Consider the following 26,192-nt stretch of genomic DNA (forward strand, 5'->3'; position numbering starts at 1 on the left):
GAGAACCTTTTCAATTTCATTTTGAAAATACACGCTTTTTCATGTTTTATTACTTCGCATTTACTTTGAATTCTTTAATCACTTGTGCCACAAACAGACGTTGTGCATCATTAAGTAAATAAAAAACTTGACGCTCATCAGTTTCAGAGCGTTCTTTAGCAATGAGCTCTCTTTTGTAAAGCTTGCGAATTAATACATCAATCTTACTCGTATTCCATTTCATGTCATAATGTAATGAATCTCTTAACACTTTACCGGTAATTTTGTCTGTACCAAAGAAACGATATAAAATAATGAATTCTTCCATGGACAGATGATACTCGGACTTCAGCCAGTATTTAATTTGGCTGAGCTTGCATTCGGTATCGATAAATTGGTCAATTGTTTGAGTCATAGATATTCCTCCTTCTGTTCTTCGTTGTTGTACTCCCCTGGGAATATTAATAGAATAACTTATTATATTATATAACGTTTTTCAAGTTAAATCTATTATGTTTCGTTTACTATAATAGTAAAATTAGTGAGATATCATGGACATTATGACGAAAGATTGAATAATTTGAGTGATAGGTTCACAAATCATGCAATCTTCAGATATGAAATAAATATGACAAATGTCATAAACAAGAAGTGACAGACGTTACTAGAGCCGAATTATTTCAAGATATACAATTAATATAAATTGAAATGAGGTGGGCTTATGATAAAGATAAATCAGTTAACAAAGAGTTTTAAACGCACAAAAGCAGTAGATCATGTGACTTTAGACATCGCACAAAGCAATTGTACGGCACTCATCGGTGTAAATGGTGCTGGGAAATCTACATTGATTGATTTGATTTTAGGCAATCTGCACCCTGACAGCGGAACCATCGATATGGATGGTTTCAAATCCAGCCAAATCGGTGTACTTTTCCAAAAGACTGTATTTAATGATTTTGTAAAAGTTAAAGAGCTTTATCGGTTATATGCTTCATTTTATAAAGACCCGTTAACGTTTGATGCATTCCAAAAGATGACACAATTCAGTAAGCAGCAGATGAATCAATATGCGAATAAATTATCCGGCGGTCAGCAGCGTTTATTAGATTTTGCGCTCGTAATGGTCGGCAAACCGCAGCTGATTATCTTAGATGAGCCGACTTCTGCGATGGATGCGAAGACAAGACGTTATTTCTGGTCTTTGATCGAAACGTTGAAAACAGAAGGCAAAACAATTCTTTATACGACACACTACTTAGAAGAAGTAGAACGTGTGGCTGATAGAGTGGTTGTGTTGAGAAAAGGACAGGTCATTAATGATACGACGCCTTCGAAACTCAGACATGAAAACAGAGCTTCAACAATCTGCATGCCTGAAATTTATGAACCGCAAATCAAGCAGCATATAACGTTAGCTTATCAGAAACATCAAGGAGAACTGAGAATCGTTGCGGATAATGTGCAAGCTGTACTTGTAATCTTGATGGGGTTAAAGCTTGATTTGAACGAAATCGAAATCAAGAAAGGTTCGATTGAAGACTATGTATTTGAAGGAGAAGGGGAGGTTTCAGCATGATATTAAGCTACTTAAAATTAGATTGGTCTGTTACTTTGCGTCAAAAGGTCTATTTATTACTATCAATCGGCTTGCCGCTCGCATTTTTCTTACTCTTTACTGCCATTAATGATGTCCCAAAAGCGCAGCAAAACCAAGTCTATAAAGAAATATTATTTAATATGACAACCTTCAGTCTGACGAGTTTCTCGCTCATGACTTTCCCGACTGAATTATTATTGGATAAACAAAACGGGTGGCAAAAGAAATTGTTTGCGACACCGATGACACCTGCACATTATTATTTGGCAAAAGGAATACAGCGAATCTTTAATGACTACTTTCTTTAAAGAGAAAAATCCGTTAACGCCTTCAGAACAGCTGATCCTAAAAGAAATCGGCAATGGCTACTCAAGCAAAGAAATCGCACAAAAGCTTTTTCTTTCAAATGGCACTGTACGCAACTATATCTCCAATGTGATTGATAAAATGGAAACGGAAAACCGCTTTGATGCATGGAAGAAAGCCATGGAAAAAGGATGGATTATTTAAATGCATTAATTTATATCTGTGCTATATCGTATAATCTGTTTAAATCAAAACTCAATCAGATTATAACTAAAAAGATAGATGTATAATTAATAACAATTGTGATATAACTTTTAAATTTAATTAGTATATATGGAACCTGCAAACATAAAATTTTACAAAATTGCGACAACTTGAAATAATGACTTATTAAGGGGAGAAAGTCATTATAAAGAAAGGGGTTACATTTAATGAATGAATTTAAAGGTTTTGATAAAAGTTTTAATCTAACTAATAAAGTCGCTATAGTCACTGGTGGAGCAAGTGGAATTGGGGAAGCTATCACTGACCTATTTGCTGAAAAAGAGGCTAAAGTTGCTGTAATTGATATTAAACAAGACGTCGAAAACACAGAACAACAAAAGGATAATGTTTTTGGTTTTAAATGTGATATCACAGACGCTGAACAAGTCAAAAATACTGTCAATAGTATTAAGGAACGTTTCGGAAGAATAGATATTCTTGTAAATAGTGCGGGTGTAGCCTTATTAGATGATGCGGAAAATATATCAGATGATTTGTGGCAAAAAACGCTCGATTTAAATCTTACTGCTTTATTTAAAATGGCTCAAACAGTTGGAAACATTCTAATTGAACAAAATGAAGGTGGCAAAATCATCAATATGTCTAGTCAAAACGCATTAATTGCTTTAGACAACCATACAGCATATGGTGCTACAAAAGCAGCCGTTGTTAATGTCACAAAAAGTTTAGCTTATGAATGGGCTCAGTATGGTATTAATGTTAATTCAATATCTCCAACTATTGTTGCAACCGAATTAAGCGATAAAGCTTGGGTAGGTGAAAAAAGAAAAGAGCAACTTGATAGTATTCCTTTAGGTCGCTTTGGTCACCCATCTGAAGTTGCAGCCGTAGCTTTATTTTTAGCAAGTGATGCTGCAAACTTTATTACAGGAGAAAATATTGTGATTGATGGTGGAAACACAATAAAATAAATGTTCACTTTTAAATATGTTTCACGTACTTACTATATTCTGAAAATAGAGTCTGGTTATCAATACAGAGTTGATGACTTTAAAACAAGGTGAGATCATTCTAAGATTAGAAAAATGATTCAAGATGAATGAGTGAAAACATATAAGGCAGTTAATAATAGTAAAGCGGTTCTGAACGATGATTATATCTATTTAAAAATAAAACAGGAAGATTTTCATTTTTTTATTATGAAAATCTTCCTGTTTTCTAGGTTTTGAAAAGTCTATTTGTTCAAGTTTCTCAGAGTGGTTGATATTAATTTGTTTCTAGGTATTTTACTTTACGGCCATGCAAGAAGTAGTAGACGATTGCGGTAATGATTGTAAGGACAGCCATGTAACCATAAAGCTGTGCATACGTAATCATTGAAGTAAAGGCGCCTAATACAGAAGGGCCGAATCCGATACCGAAATCAATACCGATAAAGAATGTGGATGTTGCGAGTCCGTATTTTTCAGGTGTAGTAACTTTGATGGCAATGGCTTGCATGAGTGATGACAAGTTGCCGTAGCCGACACCTAATGCTGCACCGGCAAGCAATAACATCCAGCCTGAATGTGAGAAGTATAACAGCACGAAGCTGAGTAATAAGAATAAGTAAGATGGATAAACGACAACGTTTTCGTTTTTGTTATCCATTAAGCGTCCAGTTACAGGACGTGTAACTAATGAAGTCAAAGCATAGAAAATAAAGAAGTAACTAGATACAGCAACTAAGTTGCGTTCTTCCGCAAAGAACTTCAAGAATGTCAGTACAGATGAGTAAGTCACACCTGTAATTAAAATAACTATCGCAATCGGTACGGCATCTTTAGCGATAAATTGACTCAAGCTGAAGCCTTTAGATTTTGTTTGTGCAGGCTCTGATGTTGTTTCGAAATTGATTTGAATCAAGAATGAAAGCAAGAGTCCGATAATACCCAATGCGAGACATAAACCGAATAATACATCGATTGAGAAGTGGTTTGAAAGTAATAAACCAAAGAAAGGTCCCACAGCTGTACCTAAAACAAGACTGAGCGAGAACATGCTGATGCCTTCGCTTTTACGTTCTGGCGGTGTGATATAAGCCGCAATCGTACCTGTTGCTGTGGTTGCTACAGCTGTCGCAATACCGTTGATAAGTCGTGTGAACATTAAAAAACCAAGCGAACCTTCGATAAAGTAAAGTGCTTGTGTAATAATTAAAAAGACAAGTCCGATGAGCAATGTACGCTTCGGACCGATAGCGTTCACATATTTCCCCGTAATAAAACGTCCGATTAAAGATCCGACGATGAATAAACCGGTTACCAGACCGGATAAACTATCTGAAACACCGTATTCGCTTTTACTGTATCCTGCAATTACGACGATTAAGAGATACATACAAAGATATACGAAAAAGTTGACCATGAAGTTCATATTGAAACTTTTAGTCCAAATCGGTGCGTGTTGTGCGTGGCTTTGGTTCAAGCTGATACCTCCCTATAAAATGTTTTTTAAAGATTGAAGTGTTTTGATTGTACATTCTATGTCTTCTTGTGAAATACCCGCTGCTTTAATGCTGTTTTTCTGAAAGGCTATTACTTGTTCCATCACTTCGTGATAGATAGTATTGCCTTTGTCTGTAAGTCCTAATAGTTTCTGTCTCTTATCTTCCCCTGGAGTGACAGTTAATAGATCAAATTCGTGCAAGACTTTTAATAATTTGCGTGTTGAAGGTTTCTCAATAGAACGGCGTTTTGAGATTTCAACTAACGTTGTAGGTGCGTGTAAATAAATGTCTTTCAACACTAAAAATTGTGCAGTATGCAAATGATACTTATCGAGCAAAGGTTGTACTTGTTTAATATAAGGTCTGTAAAGTTCTGTAAAACTATTGAATAATTGATTGGTTTCCATAAGATGCGGCTCCTTAAATTAAGATAGAGGTTGCAAACCTTTCGATAAAGGCACAACCTCCTAACGCACGAAGTAACATTTTTTGCAGGGTAGTTTGAAAAGACTTCGTACAATCTATAAAAGGTTAGCTTAGCTAACTAATTTACTTTTCCATTGTAGAGAATCTGAAAGTAAAAATCAAGTTCTTTTTTGAATTTGTTCCTAAAAAAAGCATTCGTGTACATTATTTGATAAGATGGAGAAAAATGAGGGAGGATGGTTGTAATGCCGCACTTAAAATTTGATCATATCATCCATTACATTAAACATATTGATGAGTTCCAATATCCTGGAGAAGTGATGAAGCTTTCACCAGGCGGATTGCATAATCGTTACGGTACACATAACAAACTTGCTTATACAGACCTTGCTTATATTGAATTAATCGGTGTGAATGATGAAGAGAAATTAAAACGTGTCATTAAAACAAATGAAGGCCGTGTTTCATTCGTCGCAAAAATTGTACAGGATAATTTCATTCAAGGCTTTAAAGCCATTGCTTTACGTACAGATGATATCGACCAATTAAAAAATGATTTCGAAGCAAAAGGACTAGATGTTGTCGGACCGATTGAAATGGGTCGTGAGAATAAAAAGGGAGAACAAACTTCTTGGCGTTTATTATATTTGAATCAGCCTGATGCGGAATTAAAACCGCCTTTCTTTATTGAATGGAAAAAGTCCGAATCGCAAAGAGAAGAGTTGCTGGCAAACAAATTTCAGCCGCAGTTCAAAATAAAAGCCATTGAAATTCAAACAACGAAACAAACACTCGTTGTGAATCAATGGCGAGATTGGTTTGATATGGAAGTGGTCTCAGAAGAAGAAGGGATGACTGTTTTGGCATTGCCTGGCGAAGAGATTGAATACTGTATTAAAGAAGGCCGCAAAAATAAGTATTCAATCGTGATTCAAGACAGCGATACAGACACACCTTATAATATTGTGACACGCGGCGGAGAATACCACTTTATCCCATAAGTATTAATAAATATAATGATACACAGCATTCGCAATCATAACCGCATGTGTTAAAGCAACGACCAATAATATTATGGCTAATGTTAAGTCGAGCTTTGATCGATGCAAGAGGACAAGATAAACTGCGATGACTGCAGAGAATGCAGTAAAGAATACGCGCAAGCTTAAATTATCTATTTGAACATGGTTAGCTAATGTTATACTAATAACAATGAAGTTGAATACAATCATGATACCTAAAAAGATATTTCTCACATTTCTCACCTCGATGTCTTTAATGTTTAAAAGGATCCTGTGTGAGGATACAACATGAAAGTCGTTTGGTTTCATTGTATAATAACTAGATAGCGTAAGGAAAATAAAGGAGATTTTTATTTTATGGAAAAGATGAATATCACGAACCAAGAACATGATGCATTTGTTAAATCTCATCCGAATGGTGATTTGCTTCAACTCACACAATGGGCAGAAACGAAGAAATTGACAGGGTGGTACTCAAGACGTGTAGCTGTCGGAGAAAACGGTGAAATCAAAGGGGTAGCACAACTCCTTTTCAAAAAAGTACCGAAATTGCCGTTCACATTTTGTTATGTATCTCGAGGGTTCGTCGCAGATTATGATGATAAAGCAGTCATCGAAGCCCTCCTTGAACATACAAAAGCTGTAGCACAAAGCGAAAAAGCATATACGATAAAAATCGATCCGGATGTTGAAGTAGATAAAGCAGGACAAGCTTTAACACACTTGAAACAATTAGGATTCAAACATAAAGGCTTTAAAGAAGGTTTATCTAAAGATTACATCCAACCGCGTATGACAATGATTACGCCGATTGATAAATCAGATGAGGAACTGATTCAAAGTTTTGAACGCAGAAACCGTTCAAAAGTCCGTCTAGCTTTGAAACGCGGCACAAAAGTAGAACGCAAAGGCCGCGAAGATTTGAAAATCTTTGCTGATTTAATGCGCATTACAGGTGAACGCGACGGTTTCTTAACACGTGATATCAGCTACTTCGAAAATATCTATGATGCGCTGCATCCAGACGGCGACGCTGAATTATTCTTAGTGAAATTAGAACCTGCACCTGTATTAAAAGAATTAAACGGCGAAAATGCGGAAGTTGAACAAGATATCGAACGTTTGAAACAGAAAAAACAAGACAAGAAAACATTAAATAAAATCAAAGATGCAGAAGCGAAAATTGCACGCAACCAAAAATTGATCGACCAAATGAAAGAACTAGAAAGTACACATCCTGAAGGTGTCTATTTATCAGGCGCATTGTTAATGTTCTGCGGTCAGAAATCATACTATTTATATGGTGCATCTTCAAATGATTATCGTGACTTCTTGCCGAACCATCACATGCAATTTGAAATGATGCGTTGTGCACGTGAAAAAGGCGCCACAACTTATGATTTCGGCGGCACAGACAATGATCCGGATAAAGATTCAGAACACTATGGCTTATGGGCCTTCAAGAAAACATGGGGTACGTATTTAAGCGAGAAAATCGGTGAGTTCGATTATCCGCTCAACCAACCATTATTCTATGTTATCGAACATTTAAAACCAGCGTTGACAAAGGCTAAAATCAAAGCATCACGCAAACTTAAAGGCAAAAAATAATAAAAGAAGACAACATGAAACAATATACAAAAGGTTGAGATCTTTTCAGATCTCAATCTTTTTTAGTGTAAAAAACTTGGAGATTTAGTGAAAAAAGGGACGCTTTTTAACTGGTTGTGTTACATTTAAAGTAAGTAGAAAATAGGGGGATATACGCATGATTAATCGTTTGCTGAAGTTCTCTTTAGGCAATAAATTCGCAGTCTTATTAATGGTAGTTTTAGTCATCCTCGGCGGTGTCTATTCCAGTGTGAAAATGAGACTTGAATTACTGCCTGATGTAGAAGAACCGATGATATCTGTCAATACTGTATTACCAGGTGCAACACCTGAAACAGTACAAGAAGATATCAGTGATAAAATAGATAACCAAGTCAGAGGGATGGCGCATGTCAAAACCGTTAAGACACAATCTTTAGAGAATGTGTCGATGGTACAAGTCAGTTATGATGACGGGACAGACATGGATAAAGCAGAAGAAGCATTAAAGAAAGAAATAGATAAGCTTAAACTAACTGAGAATGCACAAGAACCAGAATTAACACGCAATAGTATGAATGCATTCCCAGTTGTTGTCTTTTCATTCTCTGAGAAACATGATGATTTAGAAAAAGCGACCAAAGCAATTGAATCTCAGCTGATACCGAAATTAGAAACGGTAGAAGGTGTGCAAAATGTTCAGTTGAATGGTCAAACAGCACGACAAGCAACGATTAAATTCAAACAGCGAGAACTTCAAGAACGCGGTATGAGTGCAAGCGGAGTAGAAGACTACATTAAAAATGCATCCGGCAAAACGCCGCTGGGTCTATTCCAATTCGGTAAAACGGAAAAATCGATTGTGGTTAACGGAGAGTTTAAATCAGCGGATGCCTTGAAGAACTTTGTGATTCCGGTCAGTGCTGCACAAGGCAGCCAAGGACAAGCAGGCGATGAAGGTTCAGACAGCAGTGCGAAGTCAGGCAGCATGCCAAGCAGCAGCCAAGGTCCGCAAAGCAATGAGATGGTGAAACTATCAGATATTGCGGATGTAAAGATCGGACAAGAACGTGAATCGATTTCAAGAACCAATGGTGAAGATGCAGTAGATGTTCAAATTGTAAAAGCACAAGATGCGAACACCGTACAAGTTAAAAAAGATACTATTGATAAAATCAAAGCGTTCGCAAAAGATAACAAAGACATTTCGTATACGAAAGTCATGGATACAGCAAAACCGATTGAAGATTCTATCTATACAATGTTAGAAAAAGCAATTCTCGGTACAATTGTGGCTATCATTATCATTTTATTATTCTTGCGCAATATCAGAACTACAGCTATTTCTATCGTTTCAATTCCAATGTCATTATTAATCGCGATGGTTGCGTTGAAACTTTCTGATGTTTCGTTAAACATTTTGACACTTGGCGCATTAACTGTCGCTATCGGACGTGTGATTGATGACTCTATTGTAGTTATTGAAAATATATACAGACGGATGTCAGATCCGAATGAACGCGAAAAAGGCAATAGTTTAGTTATCAGTGCAACGGCAGAAGTCTTCAAACCGATTATGTCGTCCACTTTAGTAACCATTGTTGTTTTCTTGCCGCTGGTATTTGTATCAGGTTCAGTAGGCGAGATGTTCAGACCGTTCGCGCTTGCGATTACCTTTAGTTTATTAGCATCCTTGCTGGTTTCGATTACTATTGTGCCGGCATTAGCATCATCATTCTTCAAAAAAGGTATTAAATCAAAACAAAAACGTTCGTTAGGTGCAGTAGGCAGAGGTTACAAGCATGTCTTGAAATGGTCGTTAAATCATAAATGGATTGTCTTATTATTAACGACATTAATACTAGTCGGCAGTATCTTTTTAGGTGCCGCAAAAATAGGCACAAGCTTCATTTCGACTGGGGAAGACAAGTTCATGGCTTTAACTTATACACCGCAACCGGGCGAAACGAAAGCTCAAGTCCTTAAAAATGCGGAACAAGTACAAAAATATCTCAACAGTAAAGATAAAGTAAAAATCGTACAATACTCGCTCGGCGGACCTTCACCGATTGACCCGACAGGCAGTACGAATAACATGGCAGTGATGATTGAATACGATAAAGATACGCAAAACTTCGATCAAGAACCAGATAAAGTATTAAAACATATCGAAGGCTTTAAACAAGAAGGCGAATGGAAATACTTAGATATGGGTACTGGCGGCGGAAACAACGCAATGGAAGTCAAAGTCTCCGGTCCTTCATCAAAAGCTATGGAAAAAACAGTCAAAGCGATAGAAAAAGAAATGAAAGCGACATCTGGTTTAGTCAACGTTAAATCAGATTTAACAGAAGTTTATCAGCAATACACTGTAGATGTAGATAAAAACAAAGCAACAAAAAAAGGCTTATCTGCAGGACAGCTTGCGATGGGTCTAAAGCAAAACATTCCAGAGAAAACAATCACGACGATTAATGAAAAGGGTCATAAAGTCGACGTGAAAGTAGAACAAGAAAAACAAACCAACTGGACAAAAGAAAAACTGAACAACTTAGAAATTCCGACACCAACAGGCGAAAAAGTTAAATTAAATGAAATCGCAACTTTAAAAGCAACACAAACACCAAGCAAGTTAATTAAAGAAGACGGCGATTATACAACAACAGTAACAGGAACAATCAGCGGTAAAGACGTCGGCGGCATTTCGCAAAAAGTGATGGATAAAGTGGATAAAATCGATAAACCTGCGAATGTGAAAATCAATTCCGGCGGTGCATCTGATGATATTGATAGAGCCATTACGCAATTAAGTTTAGCGATGCTTGCGGCGGTCATCATTGTGTACTTAGTCCTAGTATTGACATTCAAAGGCGGTTTAGCACCGTTTACGATTCTCTTCTCATTACCATACATTGTAATCGGCGTAGTCGTCGCACTGGTATTAACCGGCGAGACATTATCTGTACCTAGTATGATCGGGGTGCTGATGCTGATAGGTATTGTTGTGACGAATGCGATTGTATTGATTGACCGTGTTATCAATAATGAGCACAGCGGTATGTCGATGAAAGAGGCATTGCTTGAAGCGGGCGGAACAAGAATTCGTCCAATCTTGATGACAGCACTTGCGACAATCGGAGCCTTAGCACCAATGCTGTTTGGTCAAGATAGTTCTATCTTGATTTCAAAAGGCTTAGCCGCAACGGTAATCGGCGGATTGGTTTCATCAACATTACTTACTCTGATTGTAGTACCTGTGATTTATGAAATTTTATTTACAATGAAAGCTAAATTAGCAGGCATGTTTCAATCAAAAGATAAAAATAAACACTAAATAAACTGCTGACGAAAGTCGCAGAATAATAGCAGCGCACATTCTGTTAGAATCAAACAGGGTGTGCGTTTTCTTATGAATTCGAGTAGATGTACATGAAAAGGATTAATTAACTCAAAAAAATCTGAAAAATTTGAATGTTATCTTCACATATCTCTATAAAGGTTCTATAATTGTTTAAATATAAATAGAAAGGAAACGGAGGTAACATATGGAGTTATTGATCGCGTTTTTAGTAGTAATGGTATTTATTTTTATCGGGGAGTGGGGGTCTAATTTTTCAAAGGCATACATACCTTCTGTATTTATCACTGCCGCTTTATTTACCATCGGTTTTTGGACATTTTTGCCTAAGGATATGGTGAGTCATGCCTCGTTTGGGACAGAGTTTGTGACGATTGCAATTCCTTTATTATTGGTGCATTTAGGAACAATGATGGATTTAAAACAATTATTTGCACAGTGGAAAGCTGTCGTCATTGCACTGTCAGGTACTCTTGGAACAATGGTGTTGACATTAACTCTCGGGACATTGTTGTTTGATTGGCATACAGTTGTAGCTGCAGTTCCGCCATTAACCGGCGGTGTGATTTCAGTCGCATTGATGTCAGATGGTTTGAAAGCAGAAGGGCTGACGGCTTTAGTAGCCATTCCGGTTGCTATGTATATTACACACAGTATTATCGGATACCCTTTAACATCAGTAGTGTTAAAGCGAGAAGGGAAACGGTTATTAAAAGAAGCAGATATGCATTCAGTGTCAGCTGTACAAGAGGAGACACAATCTGACACATTTGAGCCTGAAGATAAGCAGCCGTCATTATTTAAGAGCGAGAAATTGCAGACACCTGCATTCTTGCTCGCAAAAGTGGCTGTGGTAGCAGTCTTAGCTGTGTTACTTGAAAAACTTACTAATAAAGCAGTGAATGGTAATGTGATTGCATTAGTACTCGGCGTGATCTTTCATCAGCTCGGCTTCTTAGAAAAACAAATTCTCAACAAGGCAAAAGTATTTAATTGGCTGATGTATGGCTTGCTGGCATTTGTATTTTCACAGTTAAGCATGACCACACCTAAAGTGTTAAGCGGTATTATGATTCAAATTTTAGTATTGATTGTGTTAGGTATTATCGGTATGTATTTAGCTTCATTCTTATTAGCCAAAGCGTTAAAGCTCAGCAAAGATATGGCGTTTGCGACTTCGCTTACTGCATTATTCGGTTTCCCTGCTGACTACATCTTAACGAAAGAAGTGGTCAATAACTTAACTCATGATCAAAAGCAGCGTGCTTATTTATTAGATTATATGATGCCTAAGATGCTTGTAGGCGGCTTTGCGACAGTATCAGTCGCATCGATTATTATTGCATCGATATTCTTAAAATTATTATAGAGAAAGGATAGATTTAAAGTGACTAAAGTACTTTTTACACAAGCACATGTATTCAATGGAGAAACGATGGAACAAGATGCACAATTTGCGCTGGATACCAACAGCGGCAGATTTATCAGCCCATCAGAAGCAGTGGATGAAACAATAGACTTAAAAGGCAAATACGTTGTACCTGGACTTATCAATGCGCATACACATATCGTTGCTGATCCTGAAGGAAAAGTCTCTCAATTAGGTTCTCCAGAAAATGATGCAGTCACAGCAACGTATTCAGCATTAAAGAATTTAAAAGCACTCTTAAACGACGGGGTAACGTATATCAGAGATGTGGGTTCTATTTATGATGTAGATTTGAAATTATCTGAACTTGAAAAGCAAGGCGCGTTCACTGCACCAGGCATTGTTGCTTCAGGGAGTCCATTAACAATGACAGGCGGCCACTTCAGCGAAGGCAGTTATGAAGTAGATGGTGTAGATGAAGTCCGTAAATAGGCTAGAAAATTATTGAAAAAGGGCGCAGATAATCTGAAGTTGATGGCGACTGGAGGAGTTTCTTTCAGCGGCGAAACACCGCATGATGTTCAAATGTCAAAAGAAGAAATGGAAGCTGCGGTAATTGAAGCACATCATAAAGGCAGAACTGCTTGTGCACATGCGCATGGCACAGAAGGCATTAAAAATGCTGTATTAGCAGGTGTAGATTCGATTGAACACGCAGTATATTTAGATGATGAAGCGATTCAATTATGCTTGGATCATCATACATTTATTGTTCCGACATTGATTGCACCGTATGCGATTAATCAGCATCAAGAGATTCTGCCGGATTTCATGGTTAAGAAATCATTAGAAATTGAAGCGGCACATTTTGAAAGTATCGGAAAAGCAGCTAAAGCAGGTGTGAAACTTGCCTTAGGTACAGATTCGGGTACTGCAATGAATAACTTTGATACGCACTCTACATTCGAAATGGAGTTGATGACACGTACCGGCGCTACGAACTTACAGACATTGCAAGCCGCAACGATCAATGCAGCAGAGTTATTGAATATCAGTGAGGATACAGGTTCGATAGAGGAAGGCAAATTAGCAGACTTCATTGTACTAGACCATAATCCATTAGAAGATATCAAAGTGCTGCAAGGCGAGAAGACTGTGTATAAAAAAGGATATAAAGTTGCACGTTAATCATATACAAAGAAAATCCCCTCAACGCTGTAAAAAGAGCGTCAAGGGGATTTTCTTTATTAATAAACGATAAATGTTAGAATAACACTGATTACAAAAATGAAAAGGGTCATCATATTTAAGAGGAATACACCTTTTTTATCGCCTTTTGCATACTTGAAGGCTGTAATTTCCACGTTGCCGACAAGCATTACAATGACCGCAAATTCCCACCATGCTGCAGGAGGGACGGTTAAACTTGTCATCGCTGCGACAAGTATCAGCAAAACACCCATTACCATACGCAAGATACTGCTGAAAACAGAGCGCATCTTATAGATACTGATGAAACTTACGAACAGGTATAAAACGGGTAATAATAACATATACAGTTGCATCATGTGAACTTCCTTTCTGGGCACACATTGATGGATGCCTCAGCATATCAAAGGTGCAAAGCACTATTGTTGATTTATTTGCGAACGTACGTGTGCGATTTCTTGTTCAATTTGTTCAAGCTGTTTAATCAGCGGGTCGACTTCTTGACCAGTAGATTCGCGCTTTTCCAAATCATCTTGCAAACGTACGTAATCTTGTTTTAATTCTGCTAATTGACTTTCCAAATTCAATAGAAACACCACCTTATTGATTTTTATTATCAATAGTAATAGTATAGCATGGAAACTTTATAGATGTAATTGAAGAAAAATGACATTTGTCAGTCGACGTTTGAAATTTATATATAAAGAGAAAGAAGGATGACTTATGACAGGCAAATTCGTAATCATAGTCTTGTTGATAATACTCGGCTATGTATTAAAAAGAATTAATATATTAAAAGAAGAAGACAGTCAAGTCTTAGCCAAGCTAGTCCTAAATGTTACATTACCTGCGTTAGTCATCGTCAATCTGAATAAAGCTGATTTAGATATCTCATTATCAGTACTGCCGTTAATGATGATTATTTATGGTATAATCGCAAAAATTATCGCAATCAGCTTCTTCTTAAAATATGATAATGAAATGCGCGGTACTATCGGTATGATGATGGCATCGTTAAACATAGGATTATTTGCTTATCCTTTAGTACAAGCCATCTGGCCAAAAGTCGGTATGATTTATTTTGGTATGGCAGATATCGGCGGTGCCATCATTATGTTTGGTGTGACTTACTTTGTAGGCAACTATTTCAGTAATGCAGAAGGTAATACTTTCAATGTGAAGTTCCTATTACTGAATTTGGTACGTTCTATTCCGCTTATGACGTATTTGATTATGTTCGGCTTAAATATGAGCAAGATTCATTTGCCGGATGCTATGATTCGATTCTTTGATGTGGTATCACAAGCCAACATGCCGTTATCCATGATTTTACTTGGTTTAATGCTCAACTTTAGAGTAGAACGCAAATTCTTGCCTGTCGCATTGAAGTATTTAACTGTACACTATGGTTTTGGTTTGGTTGCAGGTCTGTTAGTCTATTTCTTCCTGCCTGTATCAGATCAAATGATTAAAACAACATTAATGGTAATTTGGCTCTTGCCGATTGGTGTAGCTGTCATTCCATATTCGATTCAATTGAGATATCGAACGTTGCCGTTGATAGGTATGACGACCAATATGACCATTATTATCAGTATTTTTATTCTTTATTTTTATCAAATGTTCTTTGTATAAGAGAAAGGGATGGTATAACAACTGGTGCAGCTGTTATACCATCCCTTCTTTAATACATATATTAAAGCTTGATGCTGACGTGTATTCATTTGAATGCTTGCTCACCGAAACTTATTAAGCTTTCAATCCTCCAAGTACAAAGGCAGCCGCAACGATTAAGACGATGCCTAATCCGATTCCGACTAATTGGCGTTTGTCTTTACGTTCTTTCAATAAGAAGATACCGCCGAGTGTAGAGACGATGACTAATAATTGCGAGAATGAGAAACTTGTCGCAACACCGACTTTCGGTTGTGAAAAGAATAAGAACAAGTTACCGATAGCCCATACTACACCGGGTATAATATTTCGGATGGTATAGCGTTTTGAAGTTTGGTGATTGACAGATAATAAAAATCCGCCGATAGCCATACCGATTGATTGGAAGAACAATGCGTCTAAACCATTAACGCCAAAGATTTGTGCGATGACTACATAAACGACATAGCCTACCGTAGAAATCAGCAAGATTGGAATGGCTCTGCCTAGAGATTTAGAACCTTCTGAAGTTTCATGTTTCGCTTTCAGTGATGTTAAAGCAATACCAGCTACTAAGAGAATCATAGCGAAAATACCTAGTATGACTTGAGTACCGGTACTCCATTCACCTAAGAAGACAGCACTGAAGAGTGTAGTTCCGACTAACTGCATGCCTGTTGAAATCGGCATTGTTTTAGAAACACCGATCAATTGAACAGAACGTAATTGATAGCCTTGACCAAGTGCCCAAAACGCACCGGAAATCAAGCCGACAATGACGACTTTCGGTTCAAAGCTTGCATGCCCTGTGAGCAGCAATAAAATACCTACAATCAAAGCGCCGAGTGTCGTGCCTCGGATTTGATTATAAGGACCGCCTCCAACAAGTACGTTAATCAGGACAACGCTGCCCCAAAAGAGTGCAGGAAGCAATGCAATAAGTAAATCCATTTAGTTTTCTTTCCTTTCTATACTAAACTTCCCCTTTGTTAGAAATAGAATAAAGCATCAGCAAATAAAATGAAAATAAAAAGTTTGCTGAAAGGGTGACCTCTCAGCAAACTTGCTTTACTCTTTAATGTATTTGAATTTTTTGCGTTCAGAACGGATATCAAAACCGAGTTCGCTGAAACGATCCACTAAGCGATCGTTTTTACTGCGGATTTTGAAATAAACTTTTTGGATAGTCTCTCGTTTAAAAGCATAGTTGATTGCGTAACTTAACAAGTTGAAAGCAATACCTTCGTTGCGGTAATCCGTATGCGACGAGAAGTATTTGATTTCTGCTGATTGTTTATCAGGTTTGATTTGCAAATAAAGGTAACCTTTTAAGATGCCTTCAGAAACGAAGAAGAACAATTGATTATTCTCATCAATAGTATTGACGATTTCAGAAGCTGTCATCGCTTCACGTCTGAAGATTTTATGATGCAACGGTTCGAAATGTGTGAAAAAGGCTTTGTGATAAGGAATAATATGCCGTTGTGCTTCATTACTTGTTTCAATCGTATGATTAGTTGAAAGGTAGTAATCCGTAAACGTGTAATGTGCATCAATTGCTTTCATTAATGAACTTTTATAGTCGCTTGTTACATCGAATGAAAAGTTGAAATGTGCACCTTTTGGTTGTGCGTCGGCCAATGTTTCGAATAACTGCTTGAATGCTTGTGCATCGAGTTGATAATTTGGAGCGAGAAAAGGTCCGACCATTTTAAAGTGTTGTGTATCATAAGAAAAACCGCCCATCAGCATTTGTATCTCATCAGCATCATTAACTAAGGCATATACACCTGTATCATGTTTTAATGCGTCAATACTTTGCGATAAAGCAACATTCTTTTGATGCAGCTTGTAAATATACGAACACATGGACGTATCGGCTTGGTGGATAAAGCTTTGGATGTCTTGAGCAGAATCTATCTGAATTGCTTTCATAAGAACCTCCTTGGTTGTCTGATAAACAGCAGCTTTGTTTTTATTATACTGTGTTTTGAGGTGAGATAAAAGGAAAGGCGGGGAAACAAGTACAATAAATCGTGTTACAATAGATATACGATTTTTTGGAAAGGACAGTAAATATGAAATCATTAATTCTAGCAGAGAAACCTTCTGTTGCACGTGATATTGCCAGTGCGTTGAATGTAAATCAAAAGCGCAATGGTTATTTCGAGAGCCAAGACTATATCGTGACTTGGGCACTCGGTCATTTGGTGACGAATGCGACACCGGAACAATACGATGCGAAATATAAAACGTGGAATTTGCAGGAATTGCCGATTATTCCTAAACACATGAAGACTATCGTGATTCCTAAAACGAAAAAGCAGTTTAATACTGTAAAAGCGTTAATGTTAAAAGAGAATGTCAAAGATATTATTATTGCGACAGATGCCGGACGAGAAGGGGAATTAGTCGCACGTTTGATTTTAGATAAAGTGCATAATAAGAAACCGATAAAAAGACTTTGGATCAGTTCGATTACAGCTAAAGCAATCCGCAACGGCTTTAAACAATTAAAAGACGGCAGAACATACTTGCCGCTGTATCGTGCAGCTTTAGCACGCAGTGAAGCGGATTGGATTGTAGGGATTAATGCGACACGCGCATTAACGACAAAATACGATGCGCAGCTTTCTTTAGGGCGTGTACAAACACCGACGATTCAGCTTGTTCAAATGAGACAAGATGAAATCAAGCATTTCAGACCTTCTGAATATTACACATTAGAAGCAACTATTGATGGCCAAGTATTCAAATTGGAAAGCCAGCGCCGTATTCATGACAAGCAGCAATTGGAACAGCTTGTCGAAAAGCTGAAAGGACAAACTGCTGAGATTGTATCGGTCTCTTCTAAGCATAAGAAACAGTATCCGGCAAAATTGTTCAGTTTGACTGACTTGCAGCAAGAAGCGTATCAGCGTTACCGCATGGGTGCGAAAGAAACATTAAATACGCTGCAGAATTTGTATGAACGTCATAAATTAGTGACGTATCCAAGAACAGATTCGAATTATTTAACAGATGATATGGTAGAGACTTTTAAAGAGCGCCTTCAAGCGTTGCTTGCGACAGAGTATAAAGATGCAGTACGTCCGTTGGTCAATAAGACGTTCAGTCCGAAAATGGGTATCGTCAATAATCAGAAAGTATCTGACCACCATGCGATTATACCGACAGAAATCAGACCGAATATGAACGATTTGAGTCAGCGTGAACAAAAGCTGTATTTAATGGTTGCAGAACGATTTGTTGAGAATCTGCTGCCGCCATATGAATTTGAAGCGGTAAAAGTGGTTGCCAAAGTCAGCAATGAATCATTCGAACTGCAAGAGAAAGTCGCAAAACAACTCGGTTTCAAGCAGCTGCGCAATGAACAAAGTGTACAGTCTGAACGTATTGCATTTGAAAAGGGCCAACGCGCTTCAGTTTCACGCTTTCATATTCAAACACATGAAACACAACCGCCCGCATACTTTAATGAAGGTACATTGTTAAAAGCGATGGAGAACCCTCAAAAATTCTTTGATCTAAAAGATAAGAAACATTCCAATACGTTAAAACAAACAGGCGGTATCGGAACGGTAGCAACACGTGCAGATATTATTGATAAACTCTTTAATATGAATGCGATTGAAGCAAGAGACGGCCACATCAGAGTGACTTCAAAAGGACGCCAGATTTTAGAGTTGGCACCAAAGGCACTGACATCACCGTTATTAACTGCAGAATGGGAAGAGAAACTGACGCAAATTGAAAAGGGTAAATACGACTCAAGACAATTTATCAAAGAGATGAAACAGTTCACGCAATCTATCGTAGATGAAATCAAACAAAGCGAACAAAAATACAAACATGATAATTTAACAACTACAGAATGTCCGACATGCGGTAAATTCATGATTAAAGTGAAAACGAAAAACGGACAAATGCTCGTATGTCAGGATCCAGCATGCAAAACGAAGAAAAATGTACAGCGCAAAACCAATGCCCGCTGTCCAAACTGTCATAAGAAAATGACATTGTTCGGCAAAGGCAAGAAAGCAACGTACCGCTGTGTATGCGGTCATTCGGAAACACAAGAACAAATGGATCAAAGACATAAAAACAAAGGCAAAGGAAAAGTTTCAAAACGTGAAATGAAGAAATATATGGGTAAAGAAGAAATAGATAATAATCCATTCCAAGATGCATTGAAGAATTTGAAACTGTAATTGAATCACACACACTTATGAAACTATGAATTTTAACGAGCCATATTTAAAAATAGTGCGTTAGAAGGCAAACATAAGTGTGTGTTTTAATTTTCTCTATAAAATTTATGCATTTTAGTTAAAACCGCATTGTCTTTTTTTAATATAGGGATTAGAATATTAAGGTATTTCATTTAAGGAGAATGCAAAGTGAAAAAATATTTCCAATTTGATAAGTATCAAACGAATTATCGCAGAGAGATTTTAGGTGGATTAACAACTTTCTTATCTATGGCTTACATATTAGCTGTTAACCCGCAGATTTTAAGTTTAGCAGGTGTTAAGGGTATTCCTGACGATATGAAAATGGACCAAGGTGCTGTCTTTGTGGCTACAGCGTTAGCTGCTTTTGTTGGTTCTCTGTTCATGGGATTGATTGCCAGATATCCGATTGCATTAGCACCGGGGATGGGGCTTAATGCCTTCTTCGCCTTCACAGTAGTATTAACGATGGGAATTCCTTGGCAAATCGGTTTATCCGGCGTACTTTGTTCGGGTATCTTCTTCGCAATACTGACAGTAACCGGACTCCGGGAAACCATTATCAATGCGATTCCTTATGAGATGAAGATGGCAGTGACAGCCGGTATCGGTTTATTTATTACCTTTGTCGGTCTGCAAGGTGCAGGTATTATTATCAATAATGATTCTACACTAGTGACACTTGGACATATTACAGACGGCAAAGTACTGTTAGCTGTCTTTGGTATTATAGTTACGGTAGTATTGTATGCTAAGAAAATACCGGGTGCGATCTTTATCGGTATGATTTTAACGTCTGTCGGCGGTTTGATTACAGGATTGATTCAAATGCCGCATGCGGTCGTGGGTAAAGTACCAAGCATTGCGCCGACATTCGGTGCAGCCTTTGAAGCATTTAAAGATCCGAGTCAGTTATTTACAGTTCAATTTTTAATTGTAATTTTGACATTCTTATTCATCGACTTCTTTGATACAGCAGGTACATTGGTTGCTGTAGCATCACAAGCAGGAATTATGAAAGATAATAAATTACCGCGTGCAGGACGTGCATTATTCTCAGATTCGATTGCGACAATTGTAGGTTCTATCTTCGGTACAACAACAACGACTTCTTATATCGAATCGACTTCAGGTGTAGCAGTAGGGGCAAGAACTGGATTTGCTAGTATTGTGACAGGGCTTGGTTTCTTGCTTGCATTGTTCTTCAGTCCATTGATGGCAGTTGTGACAAGTGCTGTGACAGCACCGGCATTGATTGTGGTAGGTGTACTGATGGCCGGCAACCTATCTGAAATCGATTGGAAGAAATTCGAACTTGCAGTACCGGCATTTATCACAATTATCATGATGCCTTTATCTTATTCTATTGCGACAGGGATAGCATGCGGCTTCATTTTCTATCCTATTACCATGTTAATGACGAAACGTCATAAAGAAGTACATCCTATTATGTACATTTTAATGGTCTTATTCATTTTATACTTTGTCTTTGTACATGGATAAAACCTTTTGCAGCAAGCTCATTTGATGGGCTTGCTTTTTTTATGCATGCAAAAAGAACTTGCCTGAATCAGACAAGTGCCAAAAATGTTGATGCGCTATTAACCTTTACCGCCCATGAAAGCAGGGTAGTTTGTCATACCGCCGTCAACATATATTGTTGTACCATGAACATAGCTTGAAACATCTGAAGCTAAGAAGAGGGCAACGTTTGCGACTTGATCAGTATTGCCGATTTCTTTTGCTGGAATCATTGCTAATGTTTCTTCGCGTGTTTCAGGGTCTGAGAATTTCTCTTTCGTGTGTTCAGTTACGATGGCACCTGGTGAAATATTATTAATACGGATACCGTATTGTGCATATTCCATAGACATTGTTTCCATCATTTTCTTAAGGCCGCCTTTACTTGCTGCATAGTTCACGTAATATGGCCAAGGAATGGTATCATGAACACTTGAAGTATTTAAAATAACACCTTTTTTATCTTCTTTAAGGAAGTATTTCACGGCTTCTCTTGAACCGATGAAAGCACCTGTTAAGTTAATGTCGATGACTTTTTTGAACTCATCTACTGACATTTCGTGTGATGGAATCGGTTTTTCAAAACCAGCGTTATTAATCATAATATCTAAAGTGCCGAATTGTTCGACTGCTTGATTGACTAGGTTAATTACATCTTCTTCTACTGCTACATCACCTTGTACAGCTATTGCTTTTCCGCCGTTGTTTTCGATTTCTTTTTTCAACTCTTCAAGCTCTTGTTCGTGTTTTGATGAACGATAGTTTAAGACAACTTTAGCTTTGGCTTTACCGAATGCTTCAGCGTAAGTTTTTCCGATACCACTGCCGCTGCCTGTGATAATTACTACTTTACCTTCTAAATCTTGATACATATTAAAGCGCTCCTTTATTTCTATATTATGATTAGGCTTTAAGCTGACCTAGAATAATAGATGCGATAATGATCAAAGCTATACCAGACCATATACCGATCATTTGACGTTTGTCTTTCTTCTCTTTCAATAAGAATATTCCGCCGAGTGTAGAAACAATAACAAGTAATTGTGAGAAAGAGAAGCTGGTCGCAACTCCGACTTTTGGTTGTGAATAGAATAGGAATAAATTACCTATCGCCCAAACTACACCCGGAATGATATTCCATAATGTATACTTCACAGAAGTTTCGTGTTTCATTGATAGCAAGAAACCTCCGATTGCCATTCCGATAGATTGGAAGAATAGAGCTTGCAGCCCGTTAACATTAAAAATTTGGGCAATCACAACATAAACGACATACCCTAATGTAGAAATTAAGAGAATAGGGAATGCTTTAGCGATTGAACCAGAATTATCCGCTGCTTCGTGCTTAGCTTTCAATGATGTTAATGCAATACCGCCTACTAACAGCACCATAGCAATAAGCCCTAGAACAACTTGTGTACCTGTGCTCCACTCACCAAGGAAGATGGCACTGAACAAAGTAGTTCCGACTAATTGCATTCCGGTTGAAATAGGCATAGTTCTTGAAACGCCGATAATCTGTACGGATCTTAATTGATTACCCTGACCTAATGCCCAAAAGGCACCAGATACAATACCTACGAAAATAACAATAGGGTTAAAGGAAGTATTACCTGTGAACAATACGATAATACCTACGATTAACGCACCCAGTGTCGTACCTCGGATTTGGTTATAGGGACCGCCACCGATAGAGACGTTAATCAGTACAACGCTGCCCCAAAATAATGCAGGCAACAGTGCAATGAGTATATCCAACAATTCCACCACCTATACTTTTTATACGTGCTAATGGAAATATACCCAGCAGTAGATTGTTGAAAACAAACGAAAAAATTAATATAAAGTAGTTTTACCGCTTATTAATTTTTGAAATGATCTACCCAAGTATCAAAAGCCTTTAAGAAGGAAGGAACACGTTTTAATGTACGTTCATCTTCTAAGCGCATTGTATCTGTGTTCACTTTTTCATGTACTTTTCCGACTATAAACTTAGGACCCGTCATAGCATGTGCATTCATAGCAAGCAATGATTGTCTGATTTGCATTTGTCCCAGTGCAGTACCGATAGAACCTGGTGAACCTCCAGCTACTGCGAAAGGTTTCCATATTAATGGCGGCTTTTCATCCGGTGTTCTAGAACGTGATGCCCAATCAATCGCATTTTTCAAACCGCCGGGAATACCAGAGTTGTATTCAGGGCTTACGATAATGACGCCGTCGCTTTCTCTAATTTTCTCTCTGAATGCTGTGACTGCTTCAGGTTCATTTTCGCCTTCAATATCAAAGTTATAAACAGGCAAGTCTTTATAATCAATAATGTAAGTATTCCAATCCTCTGGTGCAGCTTCTAACATGGAATTAATAATTGCCTTGTTATATGAAGCTTCTCGCAAACTTCCAGAAATAAATCCAATGTTTTTCATAACTATCCCTCCATTTAGTGGTCATATACTATTTATATCTCTTTAGAAAAATAATAAACGATAGCAAGGATAAAGTATAGAATAAAGCAAGGTATGAAAAAACCGGCGATAAGCCGGTGATTTTTCATCTATTTGATTCTTCTGCCATGTTCATCATAAACAGCTCTGGCACTTCGGTTTGCGACATAGATTGGAGTACTCATTACTACTAATAGGAAGAAAAGCATTAAAAAGAATAAAATCCAGTGTGCAATCATACCGACAAACGGGATAATCGCAATAAATGACCCGGCGATACCGAGTAATGGAATAATGACCATTGGACGAATAGAATTTTGACTATCGACAAGCAGAGTAACGACGATTAATAAATAGAAGAAAGCATTAATAATCAAAGGCTGCCAGCCGAATGATAATATAATGGATCCGCCTAAGAACGGAATACCGTATACTAATTCAGAAAGCAAGAGTATGATACTTAAAATGATTAATGAAAGTCTGATACTGTGTTTCATTTTTCTTCACCACCTATCGTTTACTATTATATAGGATAAGAGGCATTAGAAAAAATTTGAGGGCTTAGTGAAAAATTTCTATATACGGGTTGAAGTAAGAAGGCATTTGAAGTAAAATATACTGGTATGTGTTAGAGAAAAAAGTCTTTCATAAAAAAGTTACAGTAAATGGTTGCAACTGAGCGGCGATTCGTGTAACATATCTAATGTTGGACTTTGAATACGCGATGAAGCGAAAGGTTACTGACACACCCGGCCGCTTTGCCATGGCGTTGTGTGAGATAGTTTTCGTGGAGAAGTCTATCACTAAATGTAGACGAAATAAGGAGGGAAAATTATGGCAAAACAAAAAATCAGAATCAGATTAAAAGCTTATGATCACAGAGTAATTGATCAATCAGCTGAGAAAATTGTTGAAACAGCAAAACGTTCTGGTGCAGAAGTTTCTGGACCAATTCCATTACCAACTGAAAAATCAATTTACACTATCATCCGTGCGGTGCATAAGTACAAAGATTCTCGTGAACAATTCGAACAACGTACTCACAAGCGTTTAATCGACATTGTAAACCCTACACCAAAAACTGTTGACGCTCTTATGGGCTTAAACTTACCATCAGGTGTAGACATCGAAATTAAATTATAATAGAAAATCATAGGAGGTGGACTTTCGATGACCAAAGGAATCTTAGGAAGAAAAATCGGGATGACACAAGTATTCGGTGAAAACGGAGACTTAATCCCAGTAACTGTAGTAGAAGCAGGACAAAACGTAGTATTACAAAAGAAAACTGAAGAGGTAGACGGTTACAACGCTATCCAAGTAGGTTTTGAAGACAAACAAGCATACAAAAAAGACAGCAAGTCTAATAAATATGCGAGCAAACCAGCTGAAGGTCACGCTAAAAAAGCTGACACAGCACCTAAGCGCTTCATTCGTGAATTCAGAAACATCAATGTTGATGAATACGAAGTAGGTCAAGAAGTCTCAGTAGATACATTTGAAGCTGGCGACATCATTGACGTAACTGGAGTATCTAAAGGTAAAGGTTTCCAAGGTAACATTAAACGTCATGGACATGGTCGCGGACCAATGGCTCACGGTTCTCATTTCCACAGAGCACCTGGTTCAGTAGGTATGGCGTCTGACGCATCTAAAGTATTTAAAGGTCACAAAATGCCTGGTCGTATGGGCGGCAACACAGTGACTGTACAAAACTTAGAAGTTGTACAAATCGACGCTGAAAACAACGTTATCTTAGTTAAAGGTAATGTGCCTGGTCCTAAAAAAGGATTAGTAGAAATCAAAACTTCAATTAAAAAAGGTAATAAATAATTAATTAACGAAAGGAGGAAAATGCATAATGGCAAATTATGATGTATTAAAAGTAGACGGATCAAAAGCAGGTTCAGTTGAATTAAGCGATGCTGTATTCGCTATTGAACCAAACAAAGATGTTCTTTTCGAAGCAATTAACTTACAACGTGCTTCATTACGCCAAGGTACTCATTCTGTTAAGAATCGTTCAGCAGTACGCGGCGGTGGACGCAAACCATGGAGACAAAAAGGTACAGGACGTGCGCGTCAAGGTACTATCCGTGCTCCGCAATGGCGTGGCGGCGGTATCGTATTCGGACCGACTCCAAGAAGCTATGCATACAAAATGCCTAAGAAAATGCGTCGTTTAGCATTACGTTCTGCATTATCTTTCAAAGTACAAGAAAATGAATTCAAAATTGTTGACGCTTTCGGTTTAGAAGCTCCAAAAACAAAAGAATTCACTAAAGTTTTATCAAACTTAGAATTACCTAAGAAAGTTTTAGTTGTAACTGAATCAGAAGATGTAAATGTTGAATTATCAGCACGCAACATCCCTGGTGTTCAAATCACAACTGTAACTGGATTAAACGTATTAGACATCACTAGCGCTGACAGTGTATTAATTACAGAAGCAGCTGCTAAAAAAGTTGAGGAGGTGCTCGGATAATGGAAGCAAGAGACGTTCTTAAGCGCCCCGTAATCACAGAAAAATCTTCAGAAGCAATGGCTGAAGACAAATACACTTTTGATGTAGATACTCGTGCGAACAAAACACAAGTCAAAATTGCAGTTGAAGAAATCTTCGATGTTAAAGTAACTAACGTTAACATCATCAACTATGAACCTAAGAAAAAACGTATGGGCCGTTACCAAGGCTATACAAACAAACGACGCAAAGCGATCGTAACTTTAAAAGAAGGATCAATCGATCTATTCAACTAATAAAAAATAA

At 37.6% G+C, this 26,192-nt stretch carries 26 protein-coding genes and 2 pseudogenes; 16 read left to right on the top strand and 12 right to left on the bottom strand.

The window, feature by feature from the left end; genetic code table 11:
- Positions 1 to 49: 49 nt before the first annotated feature.
- Complete coding sequence (locus MUA90_RS03755; RefSeq protein ID WP_105993294.1) at positions 50 to 394, bottom strand: transcriptional regulator, SarA/Rot family; 345 nt, start codon at positions 392 to 394, stop codon at positions 50 to 52.
- Positions 395 to 700: 306 nt separating this feature from the next.
- Here MUA90_RS03755 and MUA90_RS03760 point away from each other — a divergent pair, with 306 nt between their 5' ends.
- From MUA90_RS03760 to MUA90_RS03775, 4 genes and pseudogenes are all read left to right on the top strand, one after another.
- The gene (locus MUA90_RS03760) at positions 701 to 1,558 is read left to right on the top strand and encodes an ABC transporter ATP-binding protein (RefSeq protein ID WP_262588420.1); all 858 of its coding nucleotides are present in this window, start codon (positions 701 to 703) and stop codon (positions 1,556 to 1,558) included.
- Positions 1,555 to 1,887, top strand: a complete 333-nt coding sequence (locus MUA90_RS03765) for a hypothetical protein (protein WP_262588421.1) — start codon at positions 1,555 to 1,557, stop codon at positions 1,885 to 1,887. Before MUA90_RS03760 ends, MUA90_RS03765 begins: the two co-directional genes overlap by 4 nt.
- Positions 1,847 to 2,089: pseudogene (locus tag MUA90_RS03770) on the top strand (response regulator transcription factor); the annotation flags it as partial. The gene MUA90_RS03765 and the pseudogene MUA90_RS03770, both read left to right, overlap by 41 nt.
- A gap of 227 nt (positions 2,090 to 2,316) precedes the next feature.
- On the top strand, positions 2,317 to 3,081 hold the full coding sequence (locus tag MUA90_RS03775) for a GolD/DthD family dehydrogenase (protein WP_262588422.1): 765 nt from the start codon (positions 2,317 to 2,319) through the stop codon (positions 3,079 to 3,081).
- 295 nt (positions 3,082 to 3,376) lie between these two features.
- On the opposite strand, the gene MUA90_RS03780 is transcribed toward MUA90_RS03775, so the two are convergent.
- Together MUA90_RS03780 and MUA90_RS03785 are read right to left on the bottom strand one after the other, a co-directional pair.
- Positions 3,377 to 4,576 carry an MFS transporter gene (locus tag MUA90_RS03780; RefSeq protein WP_398577368.1) on the bottom strand — a complete coding sequence of 400 codons (1,200 nt, stop codon included), beginning with the start codon at positions 4,574 to 4,576 and terminating at the stop codon, positions 3,377 to 3,379.
- A gap of 12 nt (positions 4,577 to 4,588) precedes the next feature.
- Positions 4,589 to 5,005, bottom strand: a complete 417-nt coding sequence (locus tag MUA90_RS03785; RefSeq protein ID WP_262588423.1) for a MarR family winged helix-turn-helix transcriptional regulator — start codon at positions 5,003 to 5,005, stop codon at positions 4,589 to 4,591.
- Between the two features lie 264 nt (positions 5,006 to 5,269).
- Between MUA90_RS03785 and MUA90_RS03790 the strand changes: the two genes are divergently transcribed.
- Entirely contained in the window at positions 5,270 to 6,025 is a 756-nt protein-coding gene (locus MUA90_RS03790; RefSeq protein WP_262588424.1) for a VOC family protein, read from the top strand.
- A 3-nt stretch (positions 6,026 to 6,028) separates the two neighbouring features.
- Here the strand turns inward: MUA90_RS03790 and MUA90_RS03795 are convergent, their stop codons facing one another.
- A complete protein-coding gene (locus MUA90_RS03795; protein WP_262588425.1) occupies positions 6,029 to 6,280 on the bottom strand; it encodes a hypothetical protein in 252 nt (83 codons plus the stop codon).
- A gap of 123 nt (positions 6,281 to 6,403) precedes the next feature.
- Between MUA90_RS03795 and MUA90_RS03800 the strand changes: the two genes are divergently transcribed.
- The 4 genes and pseudogenes from MUA90_RS03800 to MUA90_RS03815 all read left to right on the top strand — a co-directional run bounded on the left by MUA90_RS03800 (position 6,404) and on the right by MUA90_RS03815 (position 13,551).
- Complete coding sequence (locus tag MUA90_RS03800; protein WP_262588426.1) at positions 6,404 to 7,657, top strand: lipid II:glycine glycyltransferase FemX; 1,254 nt, start codon at positions 6,404 to 6,406, stop codon at positions 7,655 to 7,657.
- A 157-nt stretch (positions 7,658 to 7,814) separates the two neighbouring features.
- Positions 7,815 to 10,970, top strand: coding sequence for an efflux RND transporter permease subunit (locus MUA90_RS03805; protein WP_262588427.1), 3,156 nt, complete (start codon positions 7,815 to 7,817; stop codon positions 10,968 to 10,970).
- A gap of 211 nt (positions 10,971 to 11,181) precedes the next feature.
- A complete protein-coding gene (locus tag MUA90_RS03810) occupies positions 11,182 to 12,363 on the top strand; it encodes a hypothetical protein (protein ID WP_262588428.1) in 1,182 nt (393 codons plus the stop codon).
- Between the two features lie 66 nt (positions 12,364 to 12,429).
- Positions 12,430 to 13,551 (top strand): annotated as a pseudogene (locus tag MUA90_RS03815) (amidohydrolase family protein).
- A 59-nt stretch (positions 13,552 to 13,610) separates the two neighbouring features.
- Here the strand turns inward: MUA90_RS03815 and mspA are convergent.
- Both mspA and MUA90_RS03825 read right to left on the bottom strand, forming a co-directional pair.
- Positions 13,611 to 13,928: a membrane stabilizing protein MspA gene (gene mspA / locus MUA90_RS03820; protein WP_262588800.1), complete on the bottom strand. Its 318-nt coding sequence runs from the start codon at positions 13,926 to 13,928 to the stop codon at positions 13,611 to 13,613.
- Positions 13,929 to 13,991: 63 nt separating this feature from the next.
- On the bottom strand, positions 13,992 to 14,159 hold the full coding sequence (locus MUA90_RS03825) for an SE1832 family protein (protein WP_162912119.1): 168 nt from the start codon (positions 14,157 to 14,159) through the stop codon (positions 13,992 to 13,994).
- Between the two features lie 136 nt (positions 14,160 to 14,295).
- Here MUA90_RS03825 and MUA90_RS03830 point away from each other — a divergent pair, with 136 nt between their 5' ends.
- Positions 14,296 to 15,207, top strand: coding sequence for an AEC family transporter (locus MUA90_RS03830; RefSeq protein WP_262588429.1), 912 nt, complete (start codon positions 14,296 to 14,298; stop codon positions 15,205 to 15,207).
- 114 nt (positions 15,208 to 15,321) lie between these two features.
- Here MUA90_RS03830 and MUA90_RS03835 read toward each other — a convergent pair whose 3' ends face one another.
- Together MUA90_RS03835 and MUA90_RS03840 are read right to left on the bottom strand one after the other, a co-directional pair.
- A complete protein-coding gene (locus MUA90_RS03835; protein ID WP_262588430.1) occupies positions 15,322 to 16,176 on the bottom strand; it encodes a GRP family sugar transporter in 855 nt (284 codons plus the stop codon).
- A 117-nt stretch (positions 16,177 to 16,293) separates the two neighbouring features.
- A complete protein-coding gene (locus tag MUA90_RS03840; protein ID WP_262588431.1) occupies positions 16,294 to 17,160 on the bottom strand; it encodes a GNAT family N-acetyltransferase in 867 nt (288 codons plus the stop codon).
- A 143-nt stretch (positions 17,161 to 17,303) separates the two neighbouring features.
- On the opposite strand from MUA90_RS03840, the gene MUA90_RS03845 reads away from it, so the two are divergent.
- On the top strand, positions 17,304 to 19,436 hold the full coding sequence (locus MUA90_RS03845) for a DNA topoisomerase III (protein ID WP_262588432.1): 2,133 nt from the start codon (positions 17,304 to 17,306) through the stop codon (positions 19,434 to 19,436).
- A gap of 189 nt (positions 19,437 to 19,625) precedes the next feature.
- A complete protein-coding gene (locus MUA90_RS03850) occupies positions 19,626 to 20,960 on the top strand; it encodes an NCS2 family permease (RefSeq protein WP_262588433.1) in 1,335 nt (444 codons plus the stop codon).
- Between the two features lie 98 nt (positions 20,961 to 21,058).
- On the opposite strand, the gene MUA90_RS03855 is transcribed toward MUA90_RS03850, so the two are convergent.
- From MUA90_RS03855 to MUA90_RS03870, 4 genes are all read right to left on the bottom strand, one after another.
- On the bottom strand, positions 21,059 to 21,850 hold the full coding sequence (locus tag MUA90_RS03855; RefSeq protein ID WP_262588434.1) for a glucose 1-dehydrogenase: 792 nt from the start codon (positions 21,848 to 21,850) through the stop codon (positions 21,059 to 21,061).
- 31 nt (positions 21,851 to 21,881) lie between these two features.
- On the bottom strand, positions 21,882 to 22,745 hold the full coding sequence (locus MUA90_RS03860; protein WP_262588435.1) for a GRP family sugar transporter: 864 nt from the start codon (positions 22,743 to 22,745) through the stop codon (positions 21,882 to 21,884).
- A 95-nt stretch (positions 22,746 to 22,840) separates the two neighbouring features.
- A complete protein-coding gene (locus MUA90_RS03865) occupies positions 22,841 to 23,404 on the bottom strand; it encodes an NADPH-dependent FMN reductase (RefSeq protein WP_262588436.1) in 564 nt (187 codons plus the stop codon).
- A gap of 128 nt (positions 23,405 to 23,532) precedes the next feature.
- The gene (locus tag MUA90_RS03870) at positions 23,533 to 23,919 is read right to left on the bottom strand and encodes a hypothetical protein (RefSeq protein WP_114602860.1); all 387 of its coding nucleotides are present in this window, start codon (positions 23,917 to 23,919) and stop codon (positions 23,533 to 23,535) included.
- 337 nt (positions 23,920 to 24,256) lie between these two features.
- Between MUA90_RS03870 and rpsJ the strand changes: the two genes are divergently transcribed.
- The 4 genes from rpsJ to rplW are packed head-to-tail and all read left to right on the top strand — an operon-like array spanning position 24,257 to position 26,182.
- Positions 24,257 to 24,565 (top strand): 30S ribosomal protein S10, encoded by a 309-nt coding sequence (rpsJ, locus tag MUA90_RS03875; RefSeq protein ID WP_002479572.1) that lies wholly within the window; start codon positions 24,257 to 24,259, stop codon positions 24,563 to 24,565.
- Positions 24,566 to 24,592: 27 nt separating this feature from the next.
- Positions 24,593 to 25,255, top strand: coding sequence for a 50S ribosomal protein L3 (rplC, locus tag MUA90_RS03880; protein WP_262588437.1), 663 nt, complete (start codon positions 24,593 to 24,595; stop codon positions 25,253 to 25,255).
- 28 nt (positions 25,256 to 25,283) lie between these two features.
- Positions 25,284 to 25,907 carry a 50S ribosomal protein L4 gene (rplD, locus tag MUA90_RS03885; RefSeq protein ID WP_105993315.1) on the top strand — a complete coding sequence of 208 codons (624 nt, stop codon included), beginning with the start codon at positions 25,284 to 25,286 and terminating at the stop codon, positions 25,905 to 25,907.
- Positions 25,907 to 26,182: a 50S ribosomal protein L23 gene (gene rplW, locus MUA90_RS03890; RefSeq protein ID WP_262588438.1), complete on the top strand. Its 276-nt coding sequence runs from the start codon at positions 25,907 to 25,909 to the stop codon at positions 26,180 to 26,182. Before rplD ends, rplW begins: the two co-directional genes overlap by 1 nt.
- The last annotated feature ends 10 nt before the right edge of the window (positions 26,183 to 26,192 follow it).

The sequence above is a fragment of the Staphylococcus sp. IVB6181 genome, assembly GCF_025561445.1.
Taxonomy (GTDB): domain Bacteria; phylum Bacillota; class Bacilli; order Staphylococcales; family Staphylococcaceae; genus Staphylococcus; species Staphylococcus simulans_B.

Coding starts and splice junctions, on each gene's coding strand:
- MUA90_RS03755 (WP_105993294.1), bottom strand. CDS start 394: ATGACTCAAACAATTGACCAATTTATCGATACCGAATGCAAGCTCAGC.
- MUA90_RS03760 (WP_262588420.1), top strand. CDS start 701: ATGATAAAGATAAATCAGTTAACAAAGAGTTTTAAACGCACAAAAGCA.
- MUA90_RS03765 (WP_262588421.1), top strand. CDS start 1,555: ATGATATTAAGCTACTTAAAATTAGATTGGTCTGTTACTTTGCGTCAA.
- MUA90_RS03775 (WP_262588422.1), top strand. CDS start 2,317: ATGAATGAATTTAAAGGTTTTGATAAAAGTTTTAATCTAACTAATAAA.
- MUA90_RS03785 (WP_262588423.1), bottom strand. CDS start 5,005: ATGGAAACCAATCAATTATTCAATAGTTTTACAGAACTTTACAGACCT.
- MUA90_RS03790 (WP_262588424.1), top strand. CDS start 5,270: ATGCCGCACTTAAAATTTGATCATATCATCCATTACATTAAACATATT.
- MUA90_RS03800 (WP_262588426.1), top strand. CDS start 6,404: ATGGAAAAGATGAATATCACGAACCAAGAACATGATGCATTTGTTAAA.
- MUA90_RS03805 (WP_262588427.1), top strand. CDS start 7,815: ATGATTAATCGTTTGCTGAAGTTCTCTTTAGGCAATAAATTCGCAGTC.
- MUA90_RS03810 (WP_262588428.1), top strand. CDS start 11,182: ATGGAGTTATTGATCGCGTTTTTAGTAGTAATGGTATTTATTTTTATC.
- mspA (WP_262588800.1), bottom strand. CDS start 13,928: ATGCAACTGTATATGTTATTATTACCCGTTTTATACCTGTTCGTAAGT.
- MUA90_RS03830 (WP_262588429.1), top strand. CDS start 14,296: ATGACAGGCAAATTCGTAATCATAGTCTTGTTGATAATACTCGGCTAT.
- MUA90_RS03835 (WP_262588430.1), bottom strand. CDS start 16,176: ATGGATTTACTTATTGCATTGCTTCCTGCACTCTTTTGGGGCAGCGTT.
- MUA90_RS03840 (WP_262588431.1), bottom strand. CDS start 17,160: ATGAAAGCAATTCAGATAGATTCTGCTCAAGACATCCAAAGCTTTATC.
- MUA90_RS03845 (WP_262588432.1), top strand. CDS start 17,304: ATGAAATCATTAATTCTAGCAGAGAAACCTTCTGTTGCACGTGATATT.
- MUA90_RS03855 (WP_262588434.1), bottom strand. CDS start 21,850: ATGTATCAAGATTTAGAAGGTAAAGTAGTAATTATCACAGGCAGCGGC.
- MUA90_RS03865 (WP_262588436.1), bottom strand. CDS start 23,404: ATGAAAAACATTGGATTTATTTCTGGAAGTTTGCGAGAAGCTTCATAT.
- MUA90_RS03870 (WP_114602860.1), bottom strand. CDS start 23,919: ATGAAACACAGTATCAGACTTTCATTAATCATTTTAAGTATCATACTC.
- rpsJ (WP_002479572.1), top strand. CDS start 24,257: ATGGCAAAACAAAAAATCAGAATCAGATTAAAAGCTTATGATCACAGA.
- rplC (WP_262588437.1), top strand. CDS start 24,593: ATGACCAAAGGAATCTTAGGAAGAAAAATCGGGATGACACAAGTATTC.
- rplD (WP_105993315.1), top strand. CDS start 25,284: ATGGCAAATTATGATGTATTAAAAGTAGACGGATCAAAAGCAGGTTCA.
- rplW (WP_262588438.1), top strand. CDS start 25,907: ATGGAAGCAAGAGACGTTCTTAAGCGCCCCGTAATCACAGAAAAATCT.